This is a genomic window from Thioalkalivibrio sp. ALE23 (assembly GCF_000378545.1).
Classification (GTDB): domain Bacteria; phylum Pseudomonadota; class Gammaproteobacteria; order Ectothiorhodospirales; family Ectothiorhodospiraceae; genus Thioalkalivibrio.
Genome location: NZ_KB900034.1, coordinates 309,683 through 333,552 on the forward strand (window position 1 = coordinate 309,683; position 23,870 = coordinate 333,552).

General features: G+C 63.6%; 19 protein-coding genes, 1 tRNA gene, 1 pseudogene and 1 CRISPR repeat array. Of the genes and pseudogenes, 10 read left to right on the top strand and 11 right to left on the bottom strand.

Annotated features, from left to right (window positions below):
• The 3 genes from F573_RS0110185 to F573_RS0110195 all read right to left on the bottom strand — a co-directional run bounded on the left by F573_RS0110185 (position 1) and on the right by F573_RS0110195 (position 2,218).
• Positions 1-1,530, bottom strand: coding sequence for a phospholipase D family protein (locus F573_RS0110185; RefSeq protein ID WP_019022499.1), 1,530 nt, complete (start codon positions 1,528-1,530; stop codon positions 1-3).
• 136 nt (positions 1,531-1,666) lie between these two features.
• A tRNA-Val gene (locus tag F573_RS0110190) sits at positions 1,667-1,743 on the bottom strand.
• A 265-nt stretch (positions 1,744-2,008) separates the two neighbouring features.
• Positions 2,009-2,218: a CopG family transcriptional regulator gene (locus F573_RS0110195; protein WP_018870379.1), complete on the bottom strand. Its 210-nt coding sequence runs from the start codon at positions 2,216-2,218 to the stop codon at positions 2,009-2,011.
• A 158-nt stretch (positions 2,219-2,376) separates the two neighbouring features.
• Between F573_RS0110195 and F573_RS0110200 the strand changes: the two genes are divergently transcribed.
• From F573_RS0110200 to F573_RS0110210, 3 genes are read left to right on the top strand one after another with little or no spacing between them, the layout of a single operon-like run.
• The gene (locus tag F573_RS0110200) at positions 2,377-2,598 is read left to right on the top strand and encodes a hypothetical protein (RefSeq protein WP_018870378.1); all 222 of its coding nucleotides are present in this window, start codon (positions 2,377-2,379) and stop codon (positions 2,596-2,598) included.
• The gene (locus tag F573_RS0110205) at positions 2,591-3,829 is read left to right on the top strand and encodes a site-specific integrase (protein WP_081617422.1); all 1,239 of its coding nucleotides are present in this window, start codon (positions 2,591-2,593) and stop codon (positions 3,827-3,829) included. Before F573_RS0110200 ends, F573_RS0110205 begins: the two co-directional genes overlap by 8 nt.
• On the top strand, positions 3,819-4,787 hold the full coding sequence (locus F573_RS0110210; RefSeq protein ID WP_019022500.1) for a hypothetical protein: 969 nt from the start codon (positions 3,819-3,821) through the stop codon (positions 4,785-4,787). Before F573_RS0110205 ends, F573_RS0110210 begins: the two co-directional genes overlap by 11 nt.
• Positions 4,788-5,012: 225 nt before the next feature.
• Positions 5,013-6,226: direct repeats of the CRISPR family, unit length 36 nt; unit sequence GCTTCAATTCCACCCCGGCCAGAAACCGGGGAACAC.
• 126 nt (positions 6,227-6,352) lie between these two features.
• Here the strand turns inward: F573_RS0110210 and csb2 are convergent.
• From csb2 to F573_RS15065, 5 genes are all read right to left on the bottom strand, one after another.
• Positions 6,353-7,828, bottom strand: a complete 1,476-nt coding sequence (gene csb2, locus F573_RS0110215) for a type I-U CRISPR-associated protein Csb2 (protein WP_019022501.1) — start codon at positions 7,826-7,828, stop codon at positions 6,353-6,355.
• 1 nt (position 7,829) lies between these two features.
• On the bottom strand, positions 7,830-8,858 hold the full coding sequence (cas7u, locus tag F573_RS0110220; RefSeq protein ID WP_019022502.1) for a type I-U CRISPR-associated RAMP protein Csb1/Cas7u: 1,029 nt from the start codon (positions 8,856-8,858) through the stop codon (positions 7,830-7,832).
• Entirely contained in the window at positions 8,855-9,553 is a 699-nt protein-coding gene (locus tag F573_RS0110225; RefSeq protein WP_018870931.1) for a hypothetical protein, read from the bottom strand. The genes cas7u and F573_RS0110225 overlap by 4 nt, the downstream gene beginning before the upstream one ends.
• A complete protein-coding gene (gene cas3u, locus F573_RS0110230; protein WP_019022503.1) occupies positions 9,550-12,099 on the bottom strand; it encodes a type I-U CRISPR-associated helicase/endonuclease Cas3 in 2,550 nt (849 codons plus the stop codon). The genes F573_RS0110225 and cas3u overlap by 4 nt, the downstream gene beginning before the upstream one ends.
• 567 nt (positions 12,100-12,666) lie before the next feature.
• Entirely contained in the window at positions 12,667-13,059 is a 393-nt protein-coding gene (locus tag F573_RS15065; RefSeq protein WP_155986653.1) for a hypothetical protein, read from the bottom strand.
• 158 nt (positions 13,060-13,217) lie between these two features.
• Here F573_RS15065 and F573_RS0110235 point away from each other — a divergent pair.
• Positions 13,218-13,973 (top strand): annotated as a pseudogene (locus F573_RS0110235) (leucine zipper domain-containing protein); the annotation flags it as partial.
• Between the two features lie 594 nt (positions 13,974-14,567).
• Positions 14,568-14,888 (top strand): hypothetical protein, encoded by a 321-nt coding sequence (locus tag F573_RS15070; protein ID WP_155986654.1) that lies wholly within the window; start codon positions 14,568-14,570, stop codon positions 14,886-14,888.
• A 1,139-nt stretch (positions 14,889-16,027) separates the two neighbouring features.
• Here the strand turns inward: F573_RS15070 and F573_RS0110245 are convergent.
• From F573_RS0110245 to F573_RS0110255, 3 genes are read right to left on the bottom strand one after another with little or no spacing between them, the layout of a single operon-like run.
• A complete protein-coding gene (locus tag F573_RS0110245; RefSeq protein WP_018870935.1) occupies positions 16,028-16,234 on the bottom strand; it encodes a hypothetical protein in 207 nt (68 codons plus the stop codon).
• Between the two features lie 10 nt (positions 16,235-16,244).
• Positions 16,245-17,249, bottom strand: coding sequence for a sensor domain-containing diguanylate cyclase (locus tag F573_RS0110250; RefSeq protein WP_019022505.1), 1,005 nt, complete (start codon positions 17,247-17,249; stop codon positions 16,245-16,247).
• A gap of 57 nt (positions 17,250-17,306) precedes the next feature.
• Positions 17,307-19,457 (bottom strand): ATP-binding protein, encoded by a 2,151-nt coding sequence (locus tag F573_RS0110255; protein ID WP_019022506.1) that lies wholly within the window; start codon positions 19,455-19,457, stop codon positions 17,307-17,309.
• A gap of 195 nt (positions 19,458-19,652) precedes the next feature.
• Between F573_RS0110255 and F573_RS0110260 the strand changes: the two genes are divergently transcribed.
• The 5 genes from F573_RS0110260 to F573_RS0110275 all read left to right on the top strand — a co-directional run.
• Positions 19,653-20,435 carry a hypothetical protein gene (locus F573_RS0110260; protein WP_019022507.1) on the top strand — a complete coding sequence of 261 codons (783 nt, stop codon included), beginning with the start codon at positions 19,653-19,655 and terminating at the stop codon, positions 20,433-20,435.
• A 3-nt stretch (positions 20,436-20,438) separates the two neighbouring features.
• Positions 20,439-21,497 (top strand): hypothetical protein, encoded by a 1,059-nt coding sequence (locus tag F573_RS0110265; RefSeq protein ID WP_019022508.1) that lies wholly within the window; start codon positions 20,439-20,441, stop codon positions 21,495-21,497.
• A gap of 436 nt (positions 21,498-21,933) precedes the next feature.
• Positions 21,934-22,554: a hypothetical protein gene (locus F573_RS15075; protein ID WP_155986655.1), complete on the top strand. Its 621-nt coding sequence runs from the start codon at positions 21,934-21,936 to the stop codon at positions 22,552-22,554.
• A gap of 127 nt (positions 22,555-22,681) precedes the next feature.
• The gene (locus F573_RS0110270) at positions 22,682-22,966 is read left to right on the top strand and encodes a hypothetical protein (RefSeq protein WP_026300886.1); all 285 of its coding nucleotides are present in this window, start codon (positions 22,682-22,684) and stop codon (positions 22,964-22,966) included.
• A 111-nt stretch (positions 22,967-23,077) separates the two neighbouring features.
• A partial coding sequence (locus F573_RS0110275) for a YafY family protein (RefSeq protein ID WP_019022510.1) occupies positions 23,078-23,870 on the top strand: 793 nt, incomplete at its 3' end.

Genomic DNA, 23,870 nt, shown 5'->3' on the forward strand with positions numbered 1-23,870 from the left:
TTACAGCAGCCTCTCCACCGGGAACAGGATGGTGAGATCCGAAAGGATCTGACGCATGTGGCCGGCCTTGGGATCGCGCCGCCACGTGCGGCCCTGGTCGTCGCTCCAGATCAGGTTGTCCTCGGCGTCCAGCTCGACCCGGTAGGCGAACTCGGGCTGGATAATCCGCTCGTGCAGGTCCACCACCTGGCCGACCAGCGCCGGTTCGCGCAGGAACACCCCGGATTCGGTATTGCTGTAGGCCGAACGTGGATCAAGATTGTAGGAGCCCACGAACGCTTCGTGGCCGTCCATCACGAACGCCTTGGTGTGCAGGCTGGTCTGCGAAGAGCCCAGGCCCCAGCGCCTGGCCCGTTCCTCGCCGTTGGGCAGGGCGGTGGGGCGCAGCTCGTGCAGCTCCACGCCGCCCTGCAGCAGGGTGGGGCGGCGGCGTGAATATCCGCTGTGGGTGAACACCACATCATTGGAGGCCAGCGAATTGGTCAGCACGCTGATACGAACGCCACGCTCCGCCATCTCGATCAGTTCCCGGGTGCCCCGCCGCTGCGGCACGAAATAGGGCGTGATGATGCGCAGCTCGTCGCGCACTTCGGAAAAGCGGGCCCGCAGCGCCGGGGTGACCCCGCCATCCCGTTCGGGATCGAAACCCGCGGTGTCCAGCGCCTTGGCGGGCGGGTCCGCCACGAAGTCCGCCGCCGCAGTCCAGACATAGGCTTCATCGTCATCGATATGTCCGGGGGGCAGGCGCCCGGCCGGGGCCTTCTGCAGCAGCGGGTGGTCGTTCTGTGTCGACAGCCATTCCTGCAGGGCCTCGCGATGCTCCTGCAGCCGGGGCGGATCCGGGAGACGCGAGACCACACGCTGGATGCCGATGGCACCCTGGCTGTTCCAGAAATCGTGGAAGGAGGCCTCCACCTCGGCGGCCATTGGCCCGACGATCGCCACGTCCAGATCCGCGAAATTGTATTCCGGACTGGCCTCGAAGTACTCGTCGCCGATGTTGCGCCCGCCGATGATCGCCAGGTGGCCGTCGACCACCCAGGCCTTGTTGTGCATGCGCCGGTTGAGCTGAACACCCCGGGTCAGGAATTCCAGTCCCTTGCCGAGCATCCCGTGACGGGTGCGGAAGGGATTGAACAGGCGGATGTCGATGTTGGGGTGCTGATCGACGGCGGCGAGGATGTCGTCGCGGCCACGGGCATCGATGTCGTCCAGCAGTACCGAGACGTTGACCCCGCGGTCGGCCGCGCGCAGCAGCTCGCCGAGAAGGGCCCGGCCGGCGGCATCGTTGCGCCAGATGTAGTACTGAATGCTCAGCCGATCCTCGGCCTTGCGCGCGCTGAAGGCCCGCCACTGAAAGGCCTCGACGCCATCATCCAGCAGACGGAATCCGGATTCCCCTGGGGATGCATCCACCCGGGGCGTGATCCATTCGGCGAGAGGGCCTTCGGCGGCCGGTGCGGAGGGCGGATTCGCCGGGCGGTCGTCGCGCGGTTCCAGCGACGCACAGCCGGAGGCCAGCAACAGCACCGCAAGCCCCGTTACCAACGCCCTGAGCCTGGACTCCATGTCTGACCGCCCCGATCTCCGGCAGCCCGACCCGATGCACGGGTTCCGGGCGAAAAAAAGGCGAGCCGGACCAGGTCGGGCTCGCCTTTCACAAATCTGGTAGGCGCGAGTGGACTCGAACCACCGACCCCCACCATGTCAAGGTGGTGCTCTAACCAACTGAGCTACGCGCCTGTCGTGTCCGAGACGCGTATTCTACAGCGTCTTTCGGGTGTGTCAAAGGATGCTGTAAGTATCGGATTAGTTGAGCTATTTCGAGCGGCATTCTGGCTATTGTGGCACATGTCGCGTTGATCATGGACTGCCCGGTTCCGGACGGGTCATCGCTGGTTCTGCTGCCTGGGCCTTGTGTGGGCCTTACATGTGCCTAGATCGAACGGGGCTGGGCCGATTCGGTGCCGAGGTGGAAGCGCAGAAGTGAGTACCACCGAGTTGGGCCTTAACGGTCGTTCGATGACTCCGAGGGCGGGTGGCCATCTCTGGCACGGCGCTCCAGAAATTCCTCGATCGCCATCCGAACGACATCCGAGCGTGTCGGGATATTCGGGAACTGATCCCTGAGATCGGAGCGGCATTCATCCAGGCGGTCGAGCGTCTCGTCGTCCAGCCGGATGTTCACCTGCTTCTGATGGGTCTTGGAGGGTTTCATGGAGAGATCCGTCGTCGGTTTCGATTCCGGGCAGTATACCCGCGCGTCCGTATAGCCGTATAGCGAATAGCGCCTATTTACTTGACTTCATCGTATAGCCGCTATACACTTAAGACATGGCCGTATAGCGGCTATACATCGACAAAAGGAGATGAATGATGACTTATCTGAGTTCGGCAGAGCTTGCCGAGAAGCTTCACCTCAATCCTCGCTACGTCAACAACGTCCTGCGGCATGAGTGCCTCTCGGAAGGACGGCACTACGTCCGGCCGTTCGGGCGCCGCAAGGTGCTCTACATCTGGGAAACGATCGAAGAGGACATGTTCACCGATGCGGTGGCCGCGATCCCGATGGCCAACGGAGGTAAGACCAATGGGTAGTGTTCGAGTAAGGAAGGAAACGGGCCGCCTGTTTCTGGACTTCGTGTACCAGGGGGTTCGCTGCCGGGAGTACACGGCCATGACCGACACGGTTGCGAACCGAAAGCGGGTCGCGAAACTGCTGGAGCGGGTGGAGGCTGAAATCCGGGTAGGGGTCTTCGATTACGCCAAGACCTTCCCGAACAGCCGCAATGCGCAGCGCTTCGCGCAGCCGGATGCGGTTGTGCCGCAGGATAGCGGTCCCGAGGCGTCCGCGGATCAGCCCACGATGCGGGAGTTCAGTGACACCTGGTTCGCGGAAAACGCTCCGCTGTGGAAGCCCTCGTACCAGACGAAGGTAACCGACATCCTGTCGAAGCACGTGGTCCCGCAGTTCGGGGACCGAAAGGTCGGCGACATCCAGAAATCCGAAATTCTCCAGTATCGCGCAGAACTCGCCAAAGTGAACCGCGATACCGGGAAGGCGCTGTCCGCGTCTCGGATCAACCAGATTCTGAACGTAACGAAGCAGATTCTGGAGGAAGCCGCCGACCGCTTTGACTTTAACACGCCGTTTCAGGGCATCAAGCCCATGCGAATCGGGCGTTCGCAGGTGGATCCGTTCTCTCTGGAGGAGGTGCAGCGGTTCCTGGACGCCGCGCCGCCGGAGTGGCGCGGGTATTTCCTGGTCCGCTTCTTCACCGGTATGCGGACCTCGGAGATCGACGGGCTGAAGTGGGACTGCGTCGACTTCGATCGTCGGGAGATCCTGGTGCAGTCGGCCCGGGTGCAGGGCGAGGAGACCACGACCAAGACCGACGGGTCGACGCGGACGATCCAGATGTCCGAAGTGGTGTACCGCGCGCTGATGGAGGAACGCGAGGCCATGCGTCAGCGCCCGCAGACCCACCGCAGCCGCTACGTGTTTTCCACCCGGTACGGGTACCCGATCGCCTACCGCAACGTGAACAACCGGGTCTGGTACCCGACGCTGAAGAAGGCCGGACTCAAGCGCCGCAATCCCTATCAGACGCGGCACACGGCCGCGACCCTGTGGCTGGCGGCCGGCGAGAGCCCGGAATGGATTGCCCGGCAGATGGGGCATTCCAACACCAAGATGCTGTTCACGGTGTATTCGCGCTACGTGCCCAACCTGACGCGCCAGGACGGGTCCGCCATCGACCAGCTCCTGCGCATGCGCCTGCAGGGCGGGACGGTCGACAGCAGCACGGAGGTGGAACATGAAGGCTGAAACCGTGGAAGACCTCAAGATGTTCGTGGAGCTCGACGACATCGCCTGCCACGAACCGGTGGACCTGTCGGCACGAGTGGAGATCTTCGAAAAAGGGACGGCACCGAGCGGTGAGCCGTACCTGAGGCTGCGCCTGTATGACTCTTCCGGATGGGTCGGGGCGTTTGCCCGGTGCGGTGACTGGGCCGGCCACGGTCTGGTGGACGGCCAGCTCCGGGATCTCTCGCTGCACACGGCGGACACGCCCAAAGGGCAACGGGTGCTGGTCGCGCACCCGGATTACGGTCAACCACCGTGCGAACGGGATGCGCTGGATCTTCTTCCGGCGCACCGGGCGCCGAATCCGGAGGACCTGGGCCGCCTGATTGATCTAGTTGAAGGCCTGGAGACCGAAGGCTATCGAGCGTTCGTTCGGGACGTCTTTTCTGACCCTGATTTCGCCATCAGCTTCGTGACCGGCACCGCCTCGGGCCGCTGTCATCATGCGGAGCGGGGCGGTCTGCTGAATCACAGCCTGGAAGTGGCCGAAGCGGTCTCCGTGGCCACCGAGCGGATGAGCGTGGCGACCTGCATCCGGGAAGCCGGCATCCTGCTGGCGCTCTTTCACGATGTGGGGAAGTGCGCTGTCCCGGATGCGCACCGTATTCCGGAAAAGCGCCACGAGCGGCTGATCGAATATCACCTGCAGGAACCCATGGCCGCGCTGCGGAAGCGGGACCGGGATGCGCATGACGCGCTCTGGCTCACCATCGCCGCCTACCGCAGCGGCGAGACCTATGGTGCGCCGATGGCGGCCCTGGTTCAGGGGCTCGACCAGTGCAGCGCTCAGGCGGATGTTGCGCAGCGGACACTTCGGGCGGGCCGTAAGGGCTACTGGCATCGGTTCTGCGGCGGGCGCCCGGTATGGATGCCCCCGAGAGATCCCGAACGCCCGGCCGGCTGGCTGGGGAGTACTTGAAGGGCTGTAGGAAGAGGCGGGGCAGGTCCCCGCCTTTTCGCGTTTGGGGGGCGCCGGGTATTTTCGCTTCGTTCCGACAGTACCCAAGCGCCGTAGAGAGTTGATGGGTAGGCAGAAGTAACCCTATTCGCTCCAATTTGGCCGACGTGCGTTCGCGGCGAAGTTGCCAAGCCCCGTGGGTGCGGACACCAGCTCTTGGATCCAATAACCGGGCAGCTCTGGAGAGCCTCAATTCCACCCCGGCAAGAAGCCGGGGAACACGCCGAGATCAATTACGACCCGCTGGGCCGCAAGCCGTACTTGCTTCAATTCCACCCCGGCCAGAAACCGGGGAACACGGAGAAGCGGCTGGGTCAGATTGATCGCGAGGTCGCGCTTCAATTCCACCCCGGCCAGAAACCGGGGAACACGAAGCGGAACGCATACGTGCGGCCGCGGCACTGGTGGCTTCAATTCCACCCCGGCCAGAAACCGGGGAACACACGGAGCGCAAAGGCTGGCACGAACTGATCGCCGACGCGCTTCAATTCCACCCCGGCCAGAAACCGGGGAACACTCTGTTCGTCGGACCACTCGCCGGTCCAGGTCTGCTGGTCGCTTCAATTCCACCCCGGCCAGAAACCGGGGAACACGTGAGGACCGCGAGCAGGGTCGCTCAAGCACGGAGATGCTTCAATTCCACCCCGGCCAGAAACCGGGGAACACCCAACGCCACAACCATATCGACCTTGATGGGCCCGTCGCTTCAATTCCACCCCGGCCAGAAACCGGGGAACACTCGGTATGACGAAGAATAGTGACTCAATCCAAGGGGCTGGCTTCAATTCCACCCCGGCCAGAAACCGGGGAACACACGGCGTCCGCTGCGTAGGTATATACACCTGCCATGTCTGCTTCAATTCCACCCCGGCCAGAAACCGGGGAACACGTTACTGCGACGTTGCCGACCTGTCCGCCTTACAGGGGCTTCAATTCCACCCCGGCCAGAAACCGGGGAACACGGCAGCAACGAAACTTAGACTCAGAAGAGACGGGCAATGGCTTCAATTCCACCCCGGCCAGAAACCGGGGAACACCAGAACGCTCCTGCGGCGAAAACCGTGAGAGGGATGCTTCAATTCCACCCCGGCCAGAAACCGGGGAACACAAGTGATGAAGGAGCTTCGGGCGTTGCGTGCGGAGTAGCTTCAATTCCACCCCGGCCAGAAACCGGGGAACACTTGGCTCTATACCACGCCGCCGTCAGGTTTTCCCAGTTGCTTCAATTCCACCCCGGCCAGAAACCGGGGAACACGCTCTTTCCATCGTTCGGGTCCGGGCGGCAGGTAGTGGCTTCAATTCCACCCCGGCCAGAAACCGGGGAACACTTCGTCTACCAGGTAGTACGCCGCCTGGTGCCGAACGCTTCAATTCCACCCCGGCCAGAAACCGGGGAACACAGGCTCGCGTACGACGCCCTGATAATGCCTCTCTCAACGTGCTTTCGCGAGTGGTGGCGCTGAATCGGGTCTCCATTCGCCTTTGTCATCTTGGCTGGGATTCAGTATCCCTAACAAGTCTTTGAATTATCGATCGTTCGCATCCTGCGAGTGCTCCCGGGGTGCCGGCGCGCCACTCGGGTGCTCGCGATGGGTCAGCAGTCCGAGACCGCACCCCTCACCCGCTCCGAGAATCAACGGCCCGGGAACGGGCGTGTGGAACTCGATCGAGACGAACCGACGCGGGTAGGAACGCAGGTAATGCGGGACCTCCACCGCCCGCGCCGGCTGGGCCCCCGGAAGTTGGGGTGCCTCGTCGAGGCGTACCCGCCGAACGGCTTCTTCCGGGATCCCGGCATGCCGGAGCAGGCGACGGACGGACTTCCCGGGGCGCGGTCGGCCGCGTCTGGTGTCGAAACCCGGCAGGATGATGGGTGAGGCCGCCGACCATGCCGAGGCCGCATCGGTAAACCGCCACAGGATCCGGTCATCCTCCGGCCGCGGAACAGGGGCCAGCATTCCCTTGAGTTCGCCCGTCCCCGCCTCGATCAGCTCGGCTGAAACCATCCGCAGCAGGACGGCATGCCAGGTATCGGAGTCGACCGCGGGGGGAGCCGCGATGAGGACGCGCCGTATCCGACCGTCTGCCCATTTGTGGGCGACGTTCGGAACCGGCAGGGCATACAGTCGGCCCGGGCCGTCGTGTCCCATCAGGGCGCCGATTGCTTTATCTCCCAGTCCCGCCTGCCTGGCCGCCTGGTGGAGGGCATGGCGCACCATTCCGGTGACACGCATGGCTTCCTCACCCGGCACTGACCAGGGGCCGCTGTCGTCCGGCAGCCGGAGCGTGAAGGCGCCCCATCGCAGGGTGGGCGGGGCCATTGGATCATGGTACGCGGCGAGCGCTGCGGGCGGTTCCTGGGCGCCGCCGACATGTTCCCCGCGGATGCGCGACCGTGCACTCTCGTGGAGCGACTCCATGCGTTCCACCTCTCCCGGACCGGGAACGGGCATCGCGAGTCCACCCTGGTCCTCGTCGGGACGCCACCGGTAGCCGGACTGCGGGGCCGCGTCCTCGGCCCATCGGGCTTCGGCGCTGACCAGGTCCGTTCCCTGACCGAGCAGGGTCAGGCCGTCGGCAAGGAGCGAGAATGCTTCAGGGTCCGGGTCTGGTTCGGGGAACCGCCAGAGATAGGTGACCGGCCCGGGAACGGACCATCCCTGACGCGACCGAATGGTGCGTAGCGCGGCCTGTTTCTTGCGGGCCTGCTCGGGTATGCCCTTACGGTGGAGTTCCATCACCACGTCGGAATCGTTGTTCGGCACCGCCGTGGCGACGGGCTCGAGCCGTTCCGGAACCGGGCCGCTAATTTCCGGGGCATCGAGCTGCTCCAGCCGCCGCAGAGCCTCCCGGCCGCGCGCACCACTGCCACCCGGCCGGCTCGCGCCCGCAAGCAAAGCCCGGAACACGCGCGCAGGCGAGGGTGGCCACTCTCTGCCGTGGTAAGCAGGCAGTCCCTCCCCTTCGGCGAGCCAGCGGACCGTCAGTTGCAGGGTCGGCATGTCACTCACCGGCGCCTTTCTTAAGCAGCGCCTTGCCGGCCTTCGGATCGAACGTGGCCTGGTGGATCGGATCCGGTCCGGTCCGGATATCGAGCGTGGCGGCGGCGGGTACGGCGGTGTCGTTGAGGAACCGGTTCACCTGTTCCTCATCGAGCTCCAGCTCCGAGCGCGTGCCGTCGCGCTGGATCGCCTCGATGGAGGGGGTGCCCTGTGGGATCAGCCAGCAGCCGGTGCGCAGGTCATAAGCGCGCCCGCCGACCCAGTACCCGGCCAGAGCGAGACCAAGAAGGTAAGTCCCGAGACCGGGTCGAGCCTGCTCGAGCTGTCGGCAGGCCCCGAGATGCAGGGTCATGATCTGGCGGATTTCACCGTGGACCACAACGCCCCCGTGCTGGTCCACCGATGGCGTCGGGGCAAAACCGACCTCCGCTCCTTTCTTCCATTCGTTTTCCGTCAGGCCAAGGTCCTCACGGGAGAATGCGGAGGTGAACTGCGCGGAGCGGGTAAAGATGTCGACGTCCCATGCGTAGATCTCGCTGCGGATCATGCGGGGGATCTTCACCCGGGTGTCACGGCTGTCCCACGCACCATAGACGAGCGAGGTCGGACCGAGTTGAGCGACGGGAAGGGGGTCGCCCGCATCATAGGCCTCGAATGCGGCGCGGATCTCGTCGTGAAGGTCACTGGTGCGGATGGCCGCATCCGCGAGCCGGTGGGGCAGATCGGGGAGGCCAATCGTGCGCTCGCCCGCGGTGATCGATACGGTCGGGACGGTGTGCGCCAGCTCCCCGGAGAAGCTCGCTTCCATCCGGTTCGCCTGGCTCTGGACCGTATCCAGGGTCGCCACCCAGCGGCCATCCCTGAGCTGATTCACGGTGTAGGGGGTGTCGTGCCGGTGACCGGCCTTGTCCGCGGCAGGGTAGGTGGCGGGAAAAACCGGGACCTCCCACCCCTCCATCGGCTCCAGTCCCTGATTGACGCGCAGGGCAACGGTCCCCGCGTTTTCGAGTAGCGCCTTGATGTTCGTCATGGTTCCTCCCTTAACGGGTGCGCGGGTTTGAGGAATCGGTTGCTTCCGGCACCTGCGATTTCGGTGCGCCAGCCCTGGAGGCTGTACCGGCTTGCGCCGGCGATGGCAAAGCGGGCGATGAGGGCGGGAGCGGGCTGCCAGAGGTGGTAGCGGAATCCCTCGCCTCGGTCCCCCTGAACGGGGAAGTGCTGTAGCCCGAGAAAAGCGAGCAGTTCGACGTAGGGCCGGCAAAGGTATTTGAGGCGGTTATGTTCGTTGACGGACCAGCCCAGCCCCAGACTGTTCCAGGTCCCCTGAGGATCCACGCCGAGGCGTCCCGTGGTTGGGGCCTCGTGCGTAAGCCAGTCGGCAGGGTCACCGGTCCGGGCGGCTTCGACAAGGTTGGTGAGCACCGAACGGGCCGACTGCTGTCCTGCCCAGAACTTGAAGCCGGTGTTCAGGCCGTAGGGGTGCTGGAACCAGTCGAGACGCTGGTCGTCGAGCCAGACAGCACCATCCTCCTCTCGCGGTTCCGTTTCGAGGAGACGGGTGAGGGTGGCGTGAGGCAATGGGGCCTCGAAGTACCAGCGTGCGTCGCTCTGGATGAAACCGCAGTCGTTCGGGCCGGTTTCTTCTTCGGCAAGACGGGTGATGGCGGCGCAGGCGAGGATTTCGCCGGGGTTGGTCGGGTCGACGGGGAACCGTTCGGCCATCATTCTTCCTCCAGATCGGCGTAGCCGCTGGAAACCCAGGCGTCCGCGCATTTCAGGATGGCTTCGAGCCATGCCAGCCCCCAGGGACCGAATCTGGCCTGGAGCCGCGCATAACGACGCTCGGCATCCCTCGCCAGGTGTTCCGATTGCGCGTCCGGCAGCTCGGGATCCCACTGCCGCCGGTCCGGGAAGCCGGGCCGCGCGTGGCCGTGGTGGGCCGCGATGAGGTGCAGGACCAGTTCCCGCTGCAGGTCTTCATCCGTGTGCGAAACCGGCAGGGCGCGGTCCACGCGTGCCAGGGATCCGAATTCATGGCGGTATCCGCCGAGCAGCCCTGGCCGAAACCGCCCGCGGACACTCTTCGCGACCGGTGGTTCCTGCCCCGGATTGCCCGCGGCGCGTTGCCATATCCGGGCGGCCTTTCCGTCGTCATGACCGTCGCCGCCCTTGCGGAGCGCGGCCACGACCCAGTCATCGAGTCCCAACGCATGGCCGATGCGGGCAGCGGCATCGCCGACCCGGGCATTGTGCGTCTCCAGCGGCTCGGCCCTGCGAGCCAGACGGGTGAGGTCCGTTTCGGCCTGGAGTGCGAGTTCTCCGGCTCGACGGCGCGCGTACACCCACCAGCGGGGCTCGGCATCCTCATCGTCCTCATCGTGCAGAGGGACCCACCATTGGACGGCGCCGTCCACCCATTCCGGCAGGTCCTCGGGATGCTCCCCCGCGGTTTTCTCGAACCGCAGGGCGTCTCCGTCGTCGGCCAGATCGGCAACGGCTTTACCGGCTTTTCGCGCGTCCAGAAATCCGGCTTCGGACAGTCCACCCACTTCGGCGGGCAGTACGAGCGTCCCGTAAGCGAGCGTCGAGGCCAGCCCCTGGCTGTCGGACGTGATCTGGAACCGGCCGACGCTGCCATCCGGCCGTCTCAATACACCCTCGAAACCGCCCGTTGTCTCCGCCATCTTCGCCAGTTCCTTGCCCGCCGCTATCGCGGGAATCCTCAGCGTTTCGCGCGGCCGGGGCGGCAGGAGCGTGAGGGCGTCCTGACAGGCGCCAGGGCCCTGCTCGAGCAGCAGACCCAGATCGGCGCGCCACAGGACATGTACGTCCGCGGTTTCCGGCTCGTCGGATATGCCACGGAGGAGAGGCGCCACAGGCGGAAGCCCGATCCCAGCACTGGTCCCTGCCAGCAGCTCGATGCGGTCGTGTTCGAGTGGTGTGAACAGCGGGGCGGGTGAGGAAGCCTCCTGAATCGATTCCATGGGAACGCCCAGGAGGTCCATCGGAGCAAGGTTGGGCAGGCTCTGGAGGAGCTCCAGGGTTCTTTCGCAGGCGGCGGCGTAGCGGTGCTTCCATCCGCTGTTGTTGGCCTTGTAATCGGTATCCTCGGGCGTGTAAACGATCGTCACGCCACTGTCGGAGTGCGATCCAGCGCGGTTGAGGCGGCCCAGACGCTGGATGACGGTGTCCAAGGGCGCCAGATCCATGATCATGTCATCGGCATCGAGGTCGACACCCACTTCCGCGGCCGCCGTGGCCACCAGATAAACCGGGTCGCCGCCGGGTGGCTCCGTGTCCGGCTCGGAAAAGCATTTCCACAGCGGGCTGTCGGTCAGGGCCTCGCGTTCGGCGCCGCGCAGCGTCCCCGTGAAAAGTCCCACGCGATCGCCGCTGTCCGTACCCAGCGCCTTGAGCAGATCATGATGGAGGCGCTGCGCTTCCTGAGCCGAACGGGTAAACAGCAGGGTCTTGCCGGTTTCCCGCGCCAGTGCGTGGCTGACCATCGTCTCCCGCCACTGGGCTTTGCCTTCCACCTTCCGGAGGTGGAGCCGTTTCACGGCCCGCAGGCGCCTCCCGAGAACCGGGTCTGCTTCATCGGCGGATTCAAGCGTCGCCTCGCCCACCTCCCTTGGGGTCGCCGACATGGTCATTGCGCGGAAGCCGTGACGGGTCGGGCGCTCCTGAAGCTGCTCGACCTGACGGAGGGTTTGGGCAAAAGCCGGGCTGAGGTGCGACTCGTCAAGCACGACGGTGGTGTCGACCCCGAGAAGCCCGGCGTGCAGGGCTCGGCGACTTCGGCCATCGCCGTACCCCGAAAACAGTAGCCGGGAACCGATCATGTCCACGGTGCCGACGAGGACGGCGGGCCGGGCGGGGTCAAGCCGCCACTCGCCGCTGTCCATCAGCCCGCCCCGCAAGGTGCCGATCGCGACCGGTCCTGCATCCGGGTGCCGGAAGGCCGCTTTTTCTTCCAGCGCCTCCCGCGCCTCGTTCATCTCAGCTAGAGCGTCGATCCACGTCCGTAACTGCGCAGTCGTCTGGTCCACGATAGCGCGGCGGTCCACAACGTACACCAGACGCCGAGGCAGCGGCGCCCCGGCGGCCAATGCCAGAAGGTAGAGCGGAACGACCGACGTTTTTCCTGTGCCGGTCGGCAGTGCCAGCTCATCGGGGATCTCGCCGTCCAGCAACCGTGCGAAGCAGCGGCGTTGCCAGGGATAGGGTGAGCGCCCGGTTATCGCTTCAAAATCGTCGATTGTTACTGGCATGGGTTTGCTTCCTTTCCCCAGTCGCTACGTCAAACGTACCCGAAGGCGCATCCGTCCGAAACACCGGCAGGTTGCTCCATTGAACATGGTGGGTGCAAACCGACGGGGCGGTGGCCTGCGGCATGCGTTACATCCAAGGCCATGGACATCCTCGAGAGGAGGGGGCCTCGCTGGTGGTGCGGGACGCGGTTCAGCAGCGGTCCGTCCACCGCCTGATCCCGCATCATTTGCCGATTGACTGACGCACGGCTCATCATTGGACGGTACGTTTTACGCACCCTTAGGCCGCCCGGCTGCGGAGTCCAGCCATCGGGGTCTCGAGCTTCCATGCCGCCGGTCAGCGTCCGGCTACACTTGCGCCACCTGTCTGCGTTGCGGATGTTGCCCGGTTCGGTTCTGGGCGGATGCAGCTTGCTAGACCACCATCGGTTTTGCTCCTTGGTTCGCCCCGGATTATGCCTTGGCGCTCCACGTCCACCCAGTCGTCGTCTGGACGATCTCCGGTCCTCACAAACCAAATAGACGCATGGCGAAGCATGGCGAATTCACCATGCCGCGGGACAAGTTTCAGAATTGAGATAGAAAAAAAGCTGAATAATACGCCGCTAAAGCAGTCACGGCTATTTGAGATACACGCAGAATGACGGCGGTTCCATATACCGCGAACATAGAAGATAGAGACGAATTATGGGGGTTAACAAAATTAGAGTATAGCTTAGCGAGCGCTGATCCAATCAGAAAAAAAATTCCCCCAAGTATTCCTGAGGCGGCAAATGTGCCAATTATGAAGAAAACAAATGCTTGCCAAGATATAAACGAAAGAAATCCATCCATGTAAAATAGGTAAATACCAAAAGCCCACCAAACAAATATCGAGAAGCGTCCGTAGCTGTCCGCCTGTTGCAGGCGCTGTTCCTCAAAAAAATCTTCCAAGTGGTCTTCTGGGTCCTTTTTCGACATCTCCTCACTCTCCGAACACCGTGGCTGTCAAGGGAGCTTGCACCTGCACTCCACGGAAATTTTGTAGTCCCTAGCTGTGATCTCTCAGTAGGTCGTTCATCCGGGGTGGAGTCCCCGAAGCTTCAGGTGCGACCCAGTCCACTTGAGGGAGACCCCGAATGAACACGCACAAACATGCCCGACTTACGCCCTATGGTCGAGCCCTGTTGGTCCGTCGGATGATGACCGAGGGGCTTCGCGTCGAGGACGCACCCCACGTACGCACCGCCTTCAAGTGGTACCGGCGCTATCCCGATGAAGGCGAGGCCGGGCTACAGGATCGCCCCTCGCGGCCGGCAGCCTGTCCGCACCAGACGCCCGACGCGGTGCGTGACCAAATCATCGCGCTGCGGCGCGAACGCCGCACTTACCGCCAGATCAATCAACAGACCCGGGTGGCGATGGCCACCATCGGTCGGGTGCTGCAGCGGGCCGAGCTCAACCGCCTGTCGGTGCTCGACCCGCCACGGCCAGTCCGACGCTACGCGTGGGATCAACTCGGGCAGCGACTGCACCTGGACATCAAGAAGCTCGGGCGCTTCCAGCGGCCGGGCCATCGGGTGACCGGTGACCGCCGCAACGCCTCCGACGGGGTCGGTTGGGACTACGTTCATGTTGCCGTCGACGATACGTCCCGCCTCGCGTTGAGTACCGTGCACTCCGACGAGACTGCCCGCCGTGCCTGCCGGGCGCTGGCCGAGGCCCTGCGCGAGTGGACGTATGCCCGGTGCTACGACCACTCAATCCAGCGCAACGCGCACCCGCCCGTCTGGCTGCACCAGTACAAACGGCATCGACCTCGCGCCAGCCTCGGATACCAATCGCCCGTCAGCATCCTCGGCCCCGATGTGAACAACCTGGTGGGTTTACATGCCTCGGGCGTGAGGCTGTCGATCTTGCCCAGAACCGTGTACCGCTGCTTCTGTTTGCCTGGCATGGTCCGGCTCGGGGCGATGTAGCTGGGATTCCTGCCCCTCAGTGTTGAGCGGGGCCCTCGCGCCACCGGATAACGGACAGTCGGGGTAGCCTACCCGTGAACTCGGAGAATCAAGGTGAAGGTAGCCCTCCCCACCTGTGTCCCAGAAAGCAGACGGGTGCGGCCGGCAATGATTACCGCCCTGAGCCGGGCCAGAGGAGATTACCGACGAACGCCTATTGTACCCTCACTTCATGTGCGTCTCCGAGTCATGATAGGTGGTGGCAGTATGTTCACGATGAAGCCGGGCGCCGCTCGCGTGTTTCTGAGGTTATGGGCCGTGGTCGCGATCGTGTTGTTTCTACCGGTAACCGGTAAAGTGGCTGTTGAAATCGTTCCAGAAGAGTCGCATGCACAGGCAGTCTAGAATTATTGTTCTGAGCGATGGCGCTCGTGGTGGGACGAGCCAATTGAGGGCCGAGGGGACGATCGATCAAGGCGCGATCTGCTCGACACCGAGCCAGATCGTTTCGACGAATTCGAGATTGATCCCATGGAGCCGCGCGAGCCTCAAAGCGAACTTGCAAAGAAAGGGAGAAAACTTGCCAGGACTCGTGAGCGTGGTGAGACCGAAGCCGCGGCAGAGATCGCTGGGGAAATCCGCGAGATACGGGTCGAACAAATTCGTGAACGTCGTCGGCTTGAGATTGATCCTGAGAACGTTAACTCAGTTTGCGCAAGGGAAAATGAGGGCCAGCCTGTCCGGACGGCTGTGGCTTTCCTCGGCGTGTACTGGGCACGGCCATTGGCACTGATTGTGTTCTTTGGAATGGCTGCTTTCTGGATAGTCAGAGGCTTCCATTCGCATTCATAAATGTCAGGTCTGGCCTCTTTTTTCTGTCACGTGCTGAGGTCTATCGCGCGTACTTATGGGGTGTCTAGGTGTCTGTCTAGTTGTCAGGTTTCGGCTGGTTCCATCCCGCGAGAGAAGGCACCCCAGTTTCATGGTCGAGAGTGGATGTGTTATGTCGCCGATGGATGGACGGGGGCGGACCGCATGGCGAGTACGGTTTATTCTAAGGCTCATCAATCATCTTGGCGTGTACTTCACGTTGACAGGCAAAAGCCCGGAGCGTAATCGGGGAAATGCTTGTGGCCGGCTCGATGGGCTCGCCGAAAGGACCGCTCCATGCAGACCAGGGCCGCAAAGCCGGAGGCTGGGTTAGTCGGCCGATCCGTGACTGGAAGCCCATCGGGGCGGATGACACAGTAATGCCTATGTGTGTAGGCTGTTGTTGGTTCTGTTCTGCCATCGAGCGCTCATCGGAGGCCTGCGGCCTTGGAAGACGGATCGTTGACGAGGCGACGAGGATTCTAGTTTTGGCCACGTAGATACGGTTAGTCCTCTGGAAGTCGGTGCCGTCTCGAGGAGTCTCAGGATTGTCGTCGATTGATAAACTGATAATCAAAAAGGAAAGTGCCTTGAGTTTGCGTCGCGCATGCGTAGCAATAATATTATTTGCGCCCCTAACAGCTTGTAGCCTGACCTTGCCGGTAGAAGGTGAGGTCCGCGAAACAGGCGAGTCCTTTAGCGGTACAGCGACTGGCTACATGGATGGCGCTGGTGATCTCAAGATCGAATCGAGCGAGGGAGTCGTTTGCGAAGGTAATTTCACTTATGTGACCTCGAGAAAAGGCGAAGGGGTGTTTACGTGTGACGATGGTCGATCCGGTCCCTTCGAGTTCGTCTCCACGGGAAACAGGGGTACGGGGCATGGAGAGCTTAATGGTGATCGTTTTGTCTTTACTTTCGGTCAACCACGATAATGCAAAGTAACGGTGTGTCTTCACTAAACAACTTTGGCCGCCTTAGTTGAACCCTGGTGTTGCAGAGCAACTGCAACGTCCGACCCCGAGGCCCCGCAAAATCGTCCGGTGTCCACCCGGGTGAACTGGCCGGCCGAAGACGACTCAACGTTGGTTGCATCGATCGCCAAAGGGTTCGTCCGGCTCTCATTCGTTCTGCGTGTTCACCAACGGATCGCCGCCCAGGTAATCGCGTAGGGCTTCGTACTGGTAAAGCGCTGCAAGCATCTGCACGAACTCGCTTTCCCGCAGCAGGACCACGCGCGAACCGTCCGCGATGCGGACGAACTCGGGGTGCAGTGTTAGCCCATCGACCGGGTCCTGCGTATCGGACGTCGTGTTGTTCGGGGGCATATGCTGTGCCTCAGTCTGCGGGGGTCTGCTGCTCATCCGGGCCGGCCGAGGTTTCGTCCGTTTCCAGACGGTTGCGACCACGTTCCTTGGCCCTGGAGAGGGCGGCGTCGGCGCGGCGAAGAGCCTCCTCAAACCCTTCACCATGGTCCAAAGAAGCCGTCCCCGCCGAAACGGTCAGGGTGGGGGCGATGGGGGTGTCGGCGACAGTGATGGACCGGGTTTGCTCCACGACTCTTTTTCCCAGGCTGGCCGCGCCGGATAGGTCCGTGTCCGGCAGGAGGATGACGAATTCTTCGCCTCCAATCCGCCCCAGACAGTCGCTGGTGCGCAGCAGCTCGGCGCAGGCCTGCGTGAAGCACCGCAGTGCTTCATCCCCCCGCGCATGTCCGAAGCGGGTGTTGATGCTCTTGAAGTGGTCGATGTCCAGGATGAGAAGCGACAGCGGGTGCCCGTAGCGGCGGGCGCGCTCGACTTCCGAGTGGGCCCGTTCGAACAGAGCACGCCGGTTGGCGATCCCGGTCAGCGGATCGGTCTCTGCCGCCTGGCGCCAGTACTGCTCGAGCTCTTTGCGCGGCGTGATGTTGACCGCGACCCACAGGACCACGGGCTTGGGATGATCGTAACCGGGCAGGGGCAGGACACGGCCTTCAAAACACTGTTCGACCCCATCCTGCGTGGCTTCTCGAGCCGAGGGCGGGAGACCGGCCACATCGTCGACGCGGAGCTGGTACTCCAGGGTCTGCATGTCGCCGGTCCGCAGGGCGGTTCGGATCGCCTCGAGACATGCTTCGGCGACAGTCGGGGGCAGCGCTTCGGTGACGCTGTGCCCCTCCAGTCCCTTGCCGCTCACGTACATGGCTTCGTTCGCCCCGCCGATGACCCGAACGTACAGCCCGTCCTCGTCGATCACGAACGAGATGTCGGGCAAAGCCTTGAGCAGGGTGAGGAGCTGATCGCGCTCGGCCCTCAGGCGCTGGATCAAATGATCCCGGTTCGGTCGCGAGATGTCGTCCATGTGTTCTCTCCATATCCACGGGCCGTCAGGCCCCGGTCCGTTCGAAGGGGTGTGGGCTTAGGCGAAGCCCGCCGCGCGGCGTCCGGCCCCGGGCTTGATGCGCTGCTCGGCCGCCAGGGCCTCGGCCAGGGCCTCCTGGGTCAGGTCGCCGGTACCCTGCCGGCGGGTATGCGCTCGCACGACCGTCGCGAAATCGCCGGGTGTGAGGTCCTCGAGCCTTTGGATGGTTGCGCGGGCGGATTCCGTAGCGCAGCCATCGCTGGCATCGACCGGCTGCAGCCGTTCCACCAGTCGCTCGAACAGCCGTACCCGCTGCTCCATGGTCAGCGGACGCAGTTCCAGTTTGTGGTCGAACCGTCGCAGGGCGGCCGGATCCAGCGCTTCCAGGAAATTCGTGGCGCACACCAGGATCCCGCTGAATGCCTCGATCTGGACCAGCAGTTCGTTGGTGCGGGTCGTCTCCCAGGAGTGGCGAGCGCCGGAACGGTCGGTCAGGAAACTGTCGGCTTCGTCCAGCAGCAACACCGCGCCTTCCCGTCGCGCTTCGCGAAAGGCCCGTGCGAGGTTCTTCTCGGTCTGGCCCACGTAGGGGGAGATGAGCTCTGAGGCGGTCCGCTTGCGCAGGGGGCGGTCCGCCCGTTGTGCCAGGTGATGGGCCAGCGCGGTCTTGCCGGTCCCCGGAGGACCGTGAGCCAGCAGGGCACCGGACCCCGCGAGGACCAGATCCTCCAGGAGCGAATCCACGTCCCCCTCCGTGTTGAGGTTCTCGAGACCGTATTCCAGTGCGTCGTACGCCCGGGGCATGGCAAGCGGGGGCCGCCCCTGGAGCTCGGCCTGCTCGGACAGGTGGTCGGTGATGACGGATTCCGCCGATTCGCCATGGGCGGCCTGATCCAGCAGGCGTGCGACCCGCGCGGAGCGCTGGATCTCGGCCGGGGTAAGGCCCTCGATGCCGGCCATGTGGTCCAGCCATTCGTCACTGACCTCCAGCCCCTCGCAGGCGCGCGCCATCAGGGCGCGGCGGACCGAGCGCGGGGGATGACCGACCTCCAGGGTGAAATCGAAGCGCCGCAGATAGGCCGGATCCAGTTGCTCCGGGTGGTTCGTGATCCAGATGGCCGGGACCGGGTTATCCTCGAGCATCTGGTTGGTCCAGGCCTTGCCGCCGGTACGGGGTCCGCGCCGGGTGTTGCCGAACAGGGCGGCCAGCGGATCCTGCCCGAACACGTCTTCGATCTCGTCGAAGGCGACAAGGGAGCGGGGAGCCCGCCTCAGGAGATACTGGCAGAGCTGATAGGCCCGCTGCCGGTGCGGCGCGTCCATCGGTGTGCCATCGGGGCTCTCGTGATTGACCTCGCGCCCCTTCAGGCCGAGTTCCTGTGCGAGGCGCCGCACGAGCTGCGTCTTTCCGGTGCCGGGGGGCCCGTAGAGCAGGATATTGACCCCCGGAACGTTCTGCGAAGCGGCCTGGCCGAGCAGGGCCCGCAGCCGTGCCAGCGGCTGCTCCAGGTGGGCCAGGGCCATCTGATCCCCCTCCGGCTCGGGCATCGGGCGGAAAAACGAGCTGAAGACCGGCTCGGCCGACTCCATCCGACCGACCAGTTCCGACGCCAGATCGCCGAGCAGGTCGAAACCGAGCTGGTTCGACATCAGCATGCCGCGGCCCTCGGTCTCGACGAGGCCGGAACGCACCAGCGTGTTCCGAGGCGACAGGGCTTCCCGGACCTCACGCAGTGAACGGCCCAGGGCGACCGCCACGATTTCCTCCGCGGTCAGGTCCACCGCGTCGCGCACGCTGGACAGCAACGAGGCGAAAGGATGATGTGAGGCATTCAGTGCCAGGATCTGCAGGACCTCGCGTTCGCATTCCGAAAGGCCCAGGGGCTCCCCGAAAAGGCGGACGTTACGGGCGATTGGGTGATCCCGCTGCAATGGGCCTGCCTGCTGTTCGACCGCGTCGGCCCGCTCGATGACCGCCTCCACCCGTTCCGTGTCGTCCCAGATGTCTCCGTCGTGGTCCACGCCCAGCGCCTGAAGCATGTCGTCATCCAGCGAACGCAGGAGCGTCCCGGTCAGGTCCATGGGCAGGGCATGGCGCAGGACACGCAGAGCCCAGAGGGCCCGGATGCCTCCAAGGTTGCCGGGCAGCTCCCCCCGGCGGGCGGAGCGGAAAGACTTGCGTGAGCGGCGGCGTTTGCTGACGGGCATGGCCTGGACTCCTCGACGAATGGAGCTCCAGCCTTGCACAGGCAGGCGACGGTTTTTGACGTGTGCTCGTCGCGCGGCTCACCGGGTGATCGGGCGCGGCTCCCGTACTGCCGCCAAGCCTTGCCCATGTTCTGGGCATAACGGACGATGGTTACTCCGCAACATGAGGAGGGCGCTGGTGCCAGGAGCGGCGGGATGACGGGGGTACGCCCGAACACGATGCGATCTGCGCTGCTGATTATGGCGGCTGCAGGCGTGCTCGGGGGGAGCGTTCAGCTCCTCCCGGTCCTGCCATGCTGGCTGGCGATCCTGCCGATGGCCGCGGTGGCCGGCGTGATCGGGCACGGGCTGTTCGAGTTCCGAAAGACGCGTCGGCGGGCCTGGGCGCGGCAGTATCTGCGAGAGGATGGAGCCCTCGCCCGGTGGGTTCGGCCCGGGTTGCTGATGCGTCTGGTCAGTGCCGGGGTTGGATTTTTCCTCGCGATTCTGTTGCTGGTCCAGCTTCATCGCTGGGCGAGCGCTCAATGGGTCCTTCTTGCGCTCAATATCCCGGTGTTCCTGTTTCTGGCCGTACGGGCCCGGCGATGGCTGGAGCCGGAGGTTCTTCCCCAATGGCTCGAGCCACTCTCGAGGGTGCTTGCCGTGCGTCTAAACGTCGCGATCCTGACGCCTTTCCTGGTGATACTGGATCTCCTTGCCGAGCAGACGTACTACCGCGGCGAGCCGTACGAACACGTTCTGGAAACGGTGGCGGCTTCGCCCGGATGGAACTGTCATCTACTGGACCCCGTCCTGCGGGGCATGGTCTACGTTACGGAACTGAGCTACTGGGCCATGCAGAACCTGGTGGGGAGCGTCGAGACCGGAGGGCCCTGGGTGCTGGTGGCCTGGATCCTGCTCTTCCTGGCCAGCCTGGGTGCGGCCTGGGCGTGGTCGCGGCTGTTGATGGGACTGTGTTACTTCGCAGAAGGAAGGTAGAGGATGGATGAGCGGGAATGGGAAGAAGGCGGCACGACGGAGGAGCATGACTCCGCCGGCGCCGAAACGGAGTCGGACTCCCCCGAGGAACCGACGGCGCCGACGGAGGACGATGCTCGAAGCCGGAGAATCAGTCTTGTCCTGGGGGCCTTCTTCGCGGTGATCGCCGTTGGTTTTCTCGCCCTTGTGGTGCCAGGTATCGACGAGGCCCTGGAATCGAAGACCCTGACGGTGGTGGTCGGTGGGGAGGCCTGGGAAATCGAAGGCGAAGACGCGGTCGATCGGGTGCGCGCGGAAGCCGGCGCGAGCTTCGAATCCGAGCAGGCCCGGATTCGACGGGTCCTGCAGCATGAGTACCACACCGGCGTGGACTGGGCCTTCGAGGCAGCAATCGATCAGGTTCCGGCGTTCGTTGATGAATACCACTCTTTCGGTGGCTGGGCTACACGAATGTCGCTACCTTTCTTTGGTGATCTCGACGAGTATCTGGATGAACAGGCGCAGACCTTGTTGGAGGAAGAATCCCGGATCCAGGAACACCTGGATCGGGCGGACCGGCACCTCCGGGAACAGGTGCTGCCCGCAGAAATTGCGAAATCGGGAGCACGCCTGACGCACCATCTTGCGGACGTCCTGGATCGGAAACCGTCAGCCACCCGCGTCGATGAACAGGTCGAAACGGACGTTGAGCTGTCGGGACTGTCGGCGCAGCTTGAGCAGTGGGTCAGTGAGGACCTCGAACGGCTTTCGCAGAGCGGTGCTTGGGTATCTGGTAAAACCTTGAGTGGGCCGATGATGGGCGTGGTGGGTTCCACAACCTTTGTGCTCGTGACGGTCGCCGAGGGTGTGCAGGTATATAGGCAGGAGCAGGGGAGGGCCGCGGAACTCACTCAGGAACTCGAATGGGCGTTACTCGCGGAACGGGAGGCCGTGAAATGCCGGGCAAGTGAGTCAATGGATGGATATCTGGATGCCGTTCTCGATGCATGGGGCGAGCAGGTGGGGGAGCATTCGCGGGTCTCGACGGACACCGCTTCATTCCGAATCTTTGATGGGTCGTGAAGGAGTTCGCGGGCTGCGGGCCGGCGAATCAGGGCTGAACCTGCGTTGGCTCCTAATCGAGAATCGATTCGCGTTTTTGGAGGACCTGGAGAACGACGGGGCAATCTACTTTTCCACGCGGTCGGCAGGCGGTATCCCTGTTCGAAATGTCGAATCCGACGATCCAGGCGGCACAAATTGACGCCTGAATGAGTGAGCCTGTGTTTGATCACATTCATCTGGCGGTATGTGATGGATTATTCGAGCGCCTGTAGCCGCGCATTGCCAGGCTGTGCCGTCACGCCGACGTCCAGAGGAGAACGCCCCGCCGCCGGGGCATCCGTTGATCCGGGGTGTTGACCGGCGCATGATCGGTTACGTCGACACCAGCCGCCGGGCCTGAAGGTAACGTTAAGAGAATACAGTCAGGCCGGAAGATCTGAACAAATGGGCGCGAATGATTAATAAGAAAGACTCCAAAAACGATATAGCAAAGGCTGTTTGCGGTGGGATTGCTGAGTCCCAGAAGGCGTACGAGAGGCTTTCAGGCGGGGAATGGGCTTGGATGGCTCCTGAATACTGGATGACGACAGAGGTAGCCCGCCAACTGGGGAGCGTAGATCCAGATCGATTTAATGTAACTTTAGAGTCAGGAGTTCGAGACATTCTGGAAGCCGGAGGGGGCATTCGGCGAGGGCGGCCAGCCTATGCAAGCCGCATTGACGGGAGGTTCGATGCTGTCGTGTGGGATGAACATGGGTATCCGATCGGGGTTGTAGAGGTAAAGCGGCAAACGCCTGTTGATAATGTTCGAGAGGATGTCCTGCGTATTGCTGAGGTGCTGAAGATGCGCGCGGAAACATCGACGATTTCATTCGGCGTAATTGGGTATTATTTTTCATCGAGACCCGTGGTGAGCCGTTCGGCGGAAATAAATGTGGCTGATCGTCTTAATAAACTACAAGCATCCGTTCGCGATTGGGTTGGAGAAAATATGCCGACTAGGGTGTGGGTAGAAAGATCGAATGCTGACGATTCGGGTGATGTGTGGGGTGCTTGTTCTATCTGTATTGGGTAAAAGGCGGAATTCACACAGTAACTTGTAAGCTTGTCCTGCATTGGAGGCCATGTCCCCGTGGCCGGGCGACAGAAACGGACGTCCGGATGAGCCACCCTGACGGTCCAATCCATCCGCCGGGGGCGTCATGGACGTTCTGAAAGTCGGTTGTGTCTTCCTGCTCGCTGCGCTGACGGGGTGTGCCGTGCCGTCGTCATCCGAGCGGGATTACCCTTCACCCGGGCAGCCGCTGATCCGTGATGCCGATGGCCGCATCACCGGCTACATCGACGAGCAGCCGCCGGGGCCCACCTACATCCGCGGTACGGACGGCCGGATCCGCGGCACCGTGGAGGAGGGGCCGGGCTCCGCGCCGACGCGGATTCGCGATACGGACGGGCGCATTCGGTATGAAATCGGTGAGCTACGTTGAAAGGTCGTGCCTCGGCTTCAGGGTGCGGGCATCGAATCTTTGCACGGCCGATGGGCGGCTGGCAGGCTCCACCGTGAGCGGGACAACCGACGGGCAGGGGATGGACGGGAAATGACCAAGGGCAACGGAATGCGCGCGACGCTGCAGCGGCGGATGCTGCTGCTGGGCATGGTGCCAAGGCAGTCCCGCCGGATCAGTGCGCCGGAACTGGTTGAACGCCTGCAGGCGCGGGGACTGGATACGACCCTGCGAACCATCGAACGGGACCTGGAATCGCTTTCGGCATTTCTACCGCTTGGGCGCGACGAGCGGGACCGTCCGTACGGATGGTATTGGCTGGCCGATGCCCCGCTGCAGGACATGCCCGCACTCGACCCCGAGACGGCGCTCACCCTCCAGATCCTGGATGCTCACGCATCACGCCTGCTGCCGCCGTCCGCCCGGGAACGGCTGGCACCGCAGGTTGCGCGGGCGCGGGAGGTGCTGGAAGCCACGGGGCAGTCGTCCGGCCTGAGTCTGTGGCCCGAGCGGGTGCGTATCCTTCCCAACGGTCCGCCACTGGGTCCGCCGGCGGTCCCGGAAGGTGTGTTCGCGACCGTGCAGCAGGGCCTGCTGGAACGCCGCTGCCTCGATATCACCTACCGCTCGCGCTCGAAGGAGCGGGTGCGCGACCACCGCATTCACCCTCTGGCGCTGGTGTTCCGCGAGCCGGTCACCTACCTCCTGGCTACCATCGAACCGCACCAGGACGTGCTGCATCTCGCGGCGCACCGGATCGAGGCTGCGGCCCTGACCGAGGTGCCGGCGCGCGATCCGGACGCCGGCTTTGATCTCGACCAGTTCATCGAGCAGGGCGCATTCGATTACCCCGAAGGCGAAACCATTCGCATCGAACTCCGGGTGA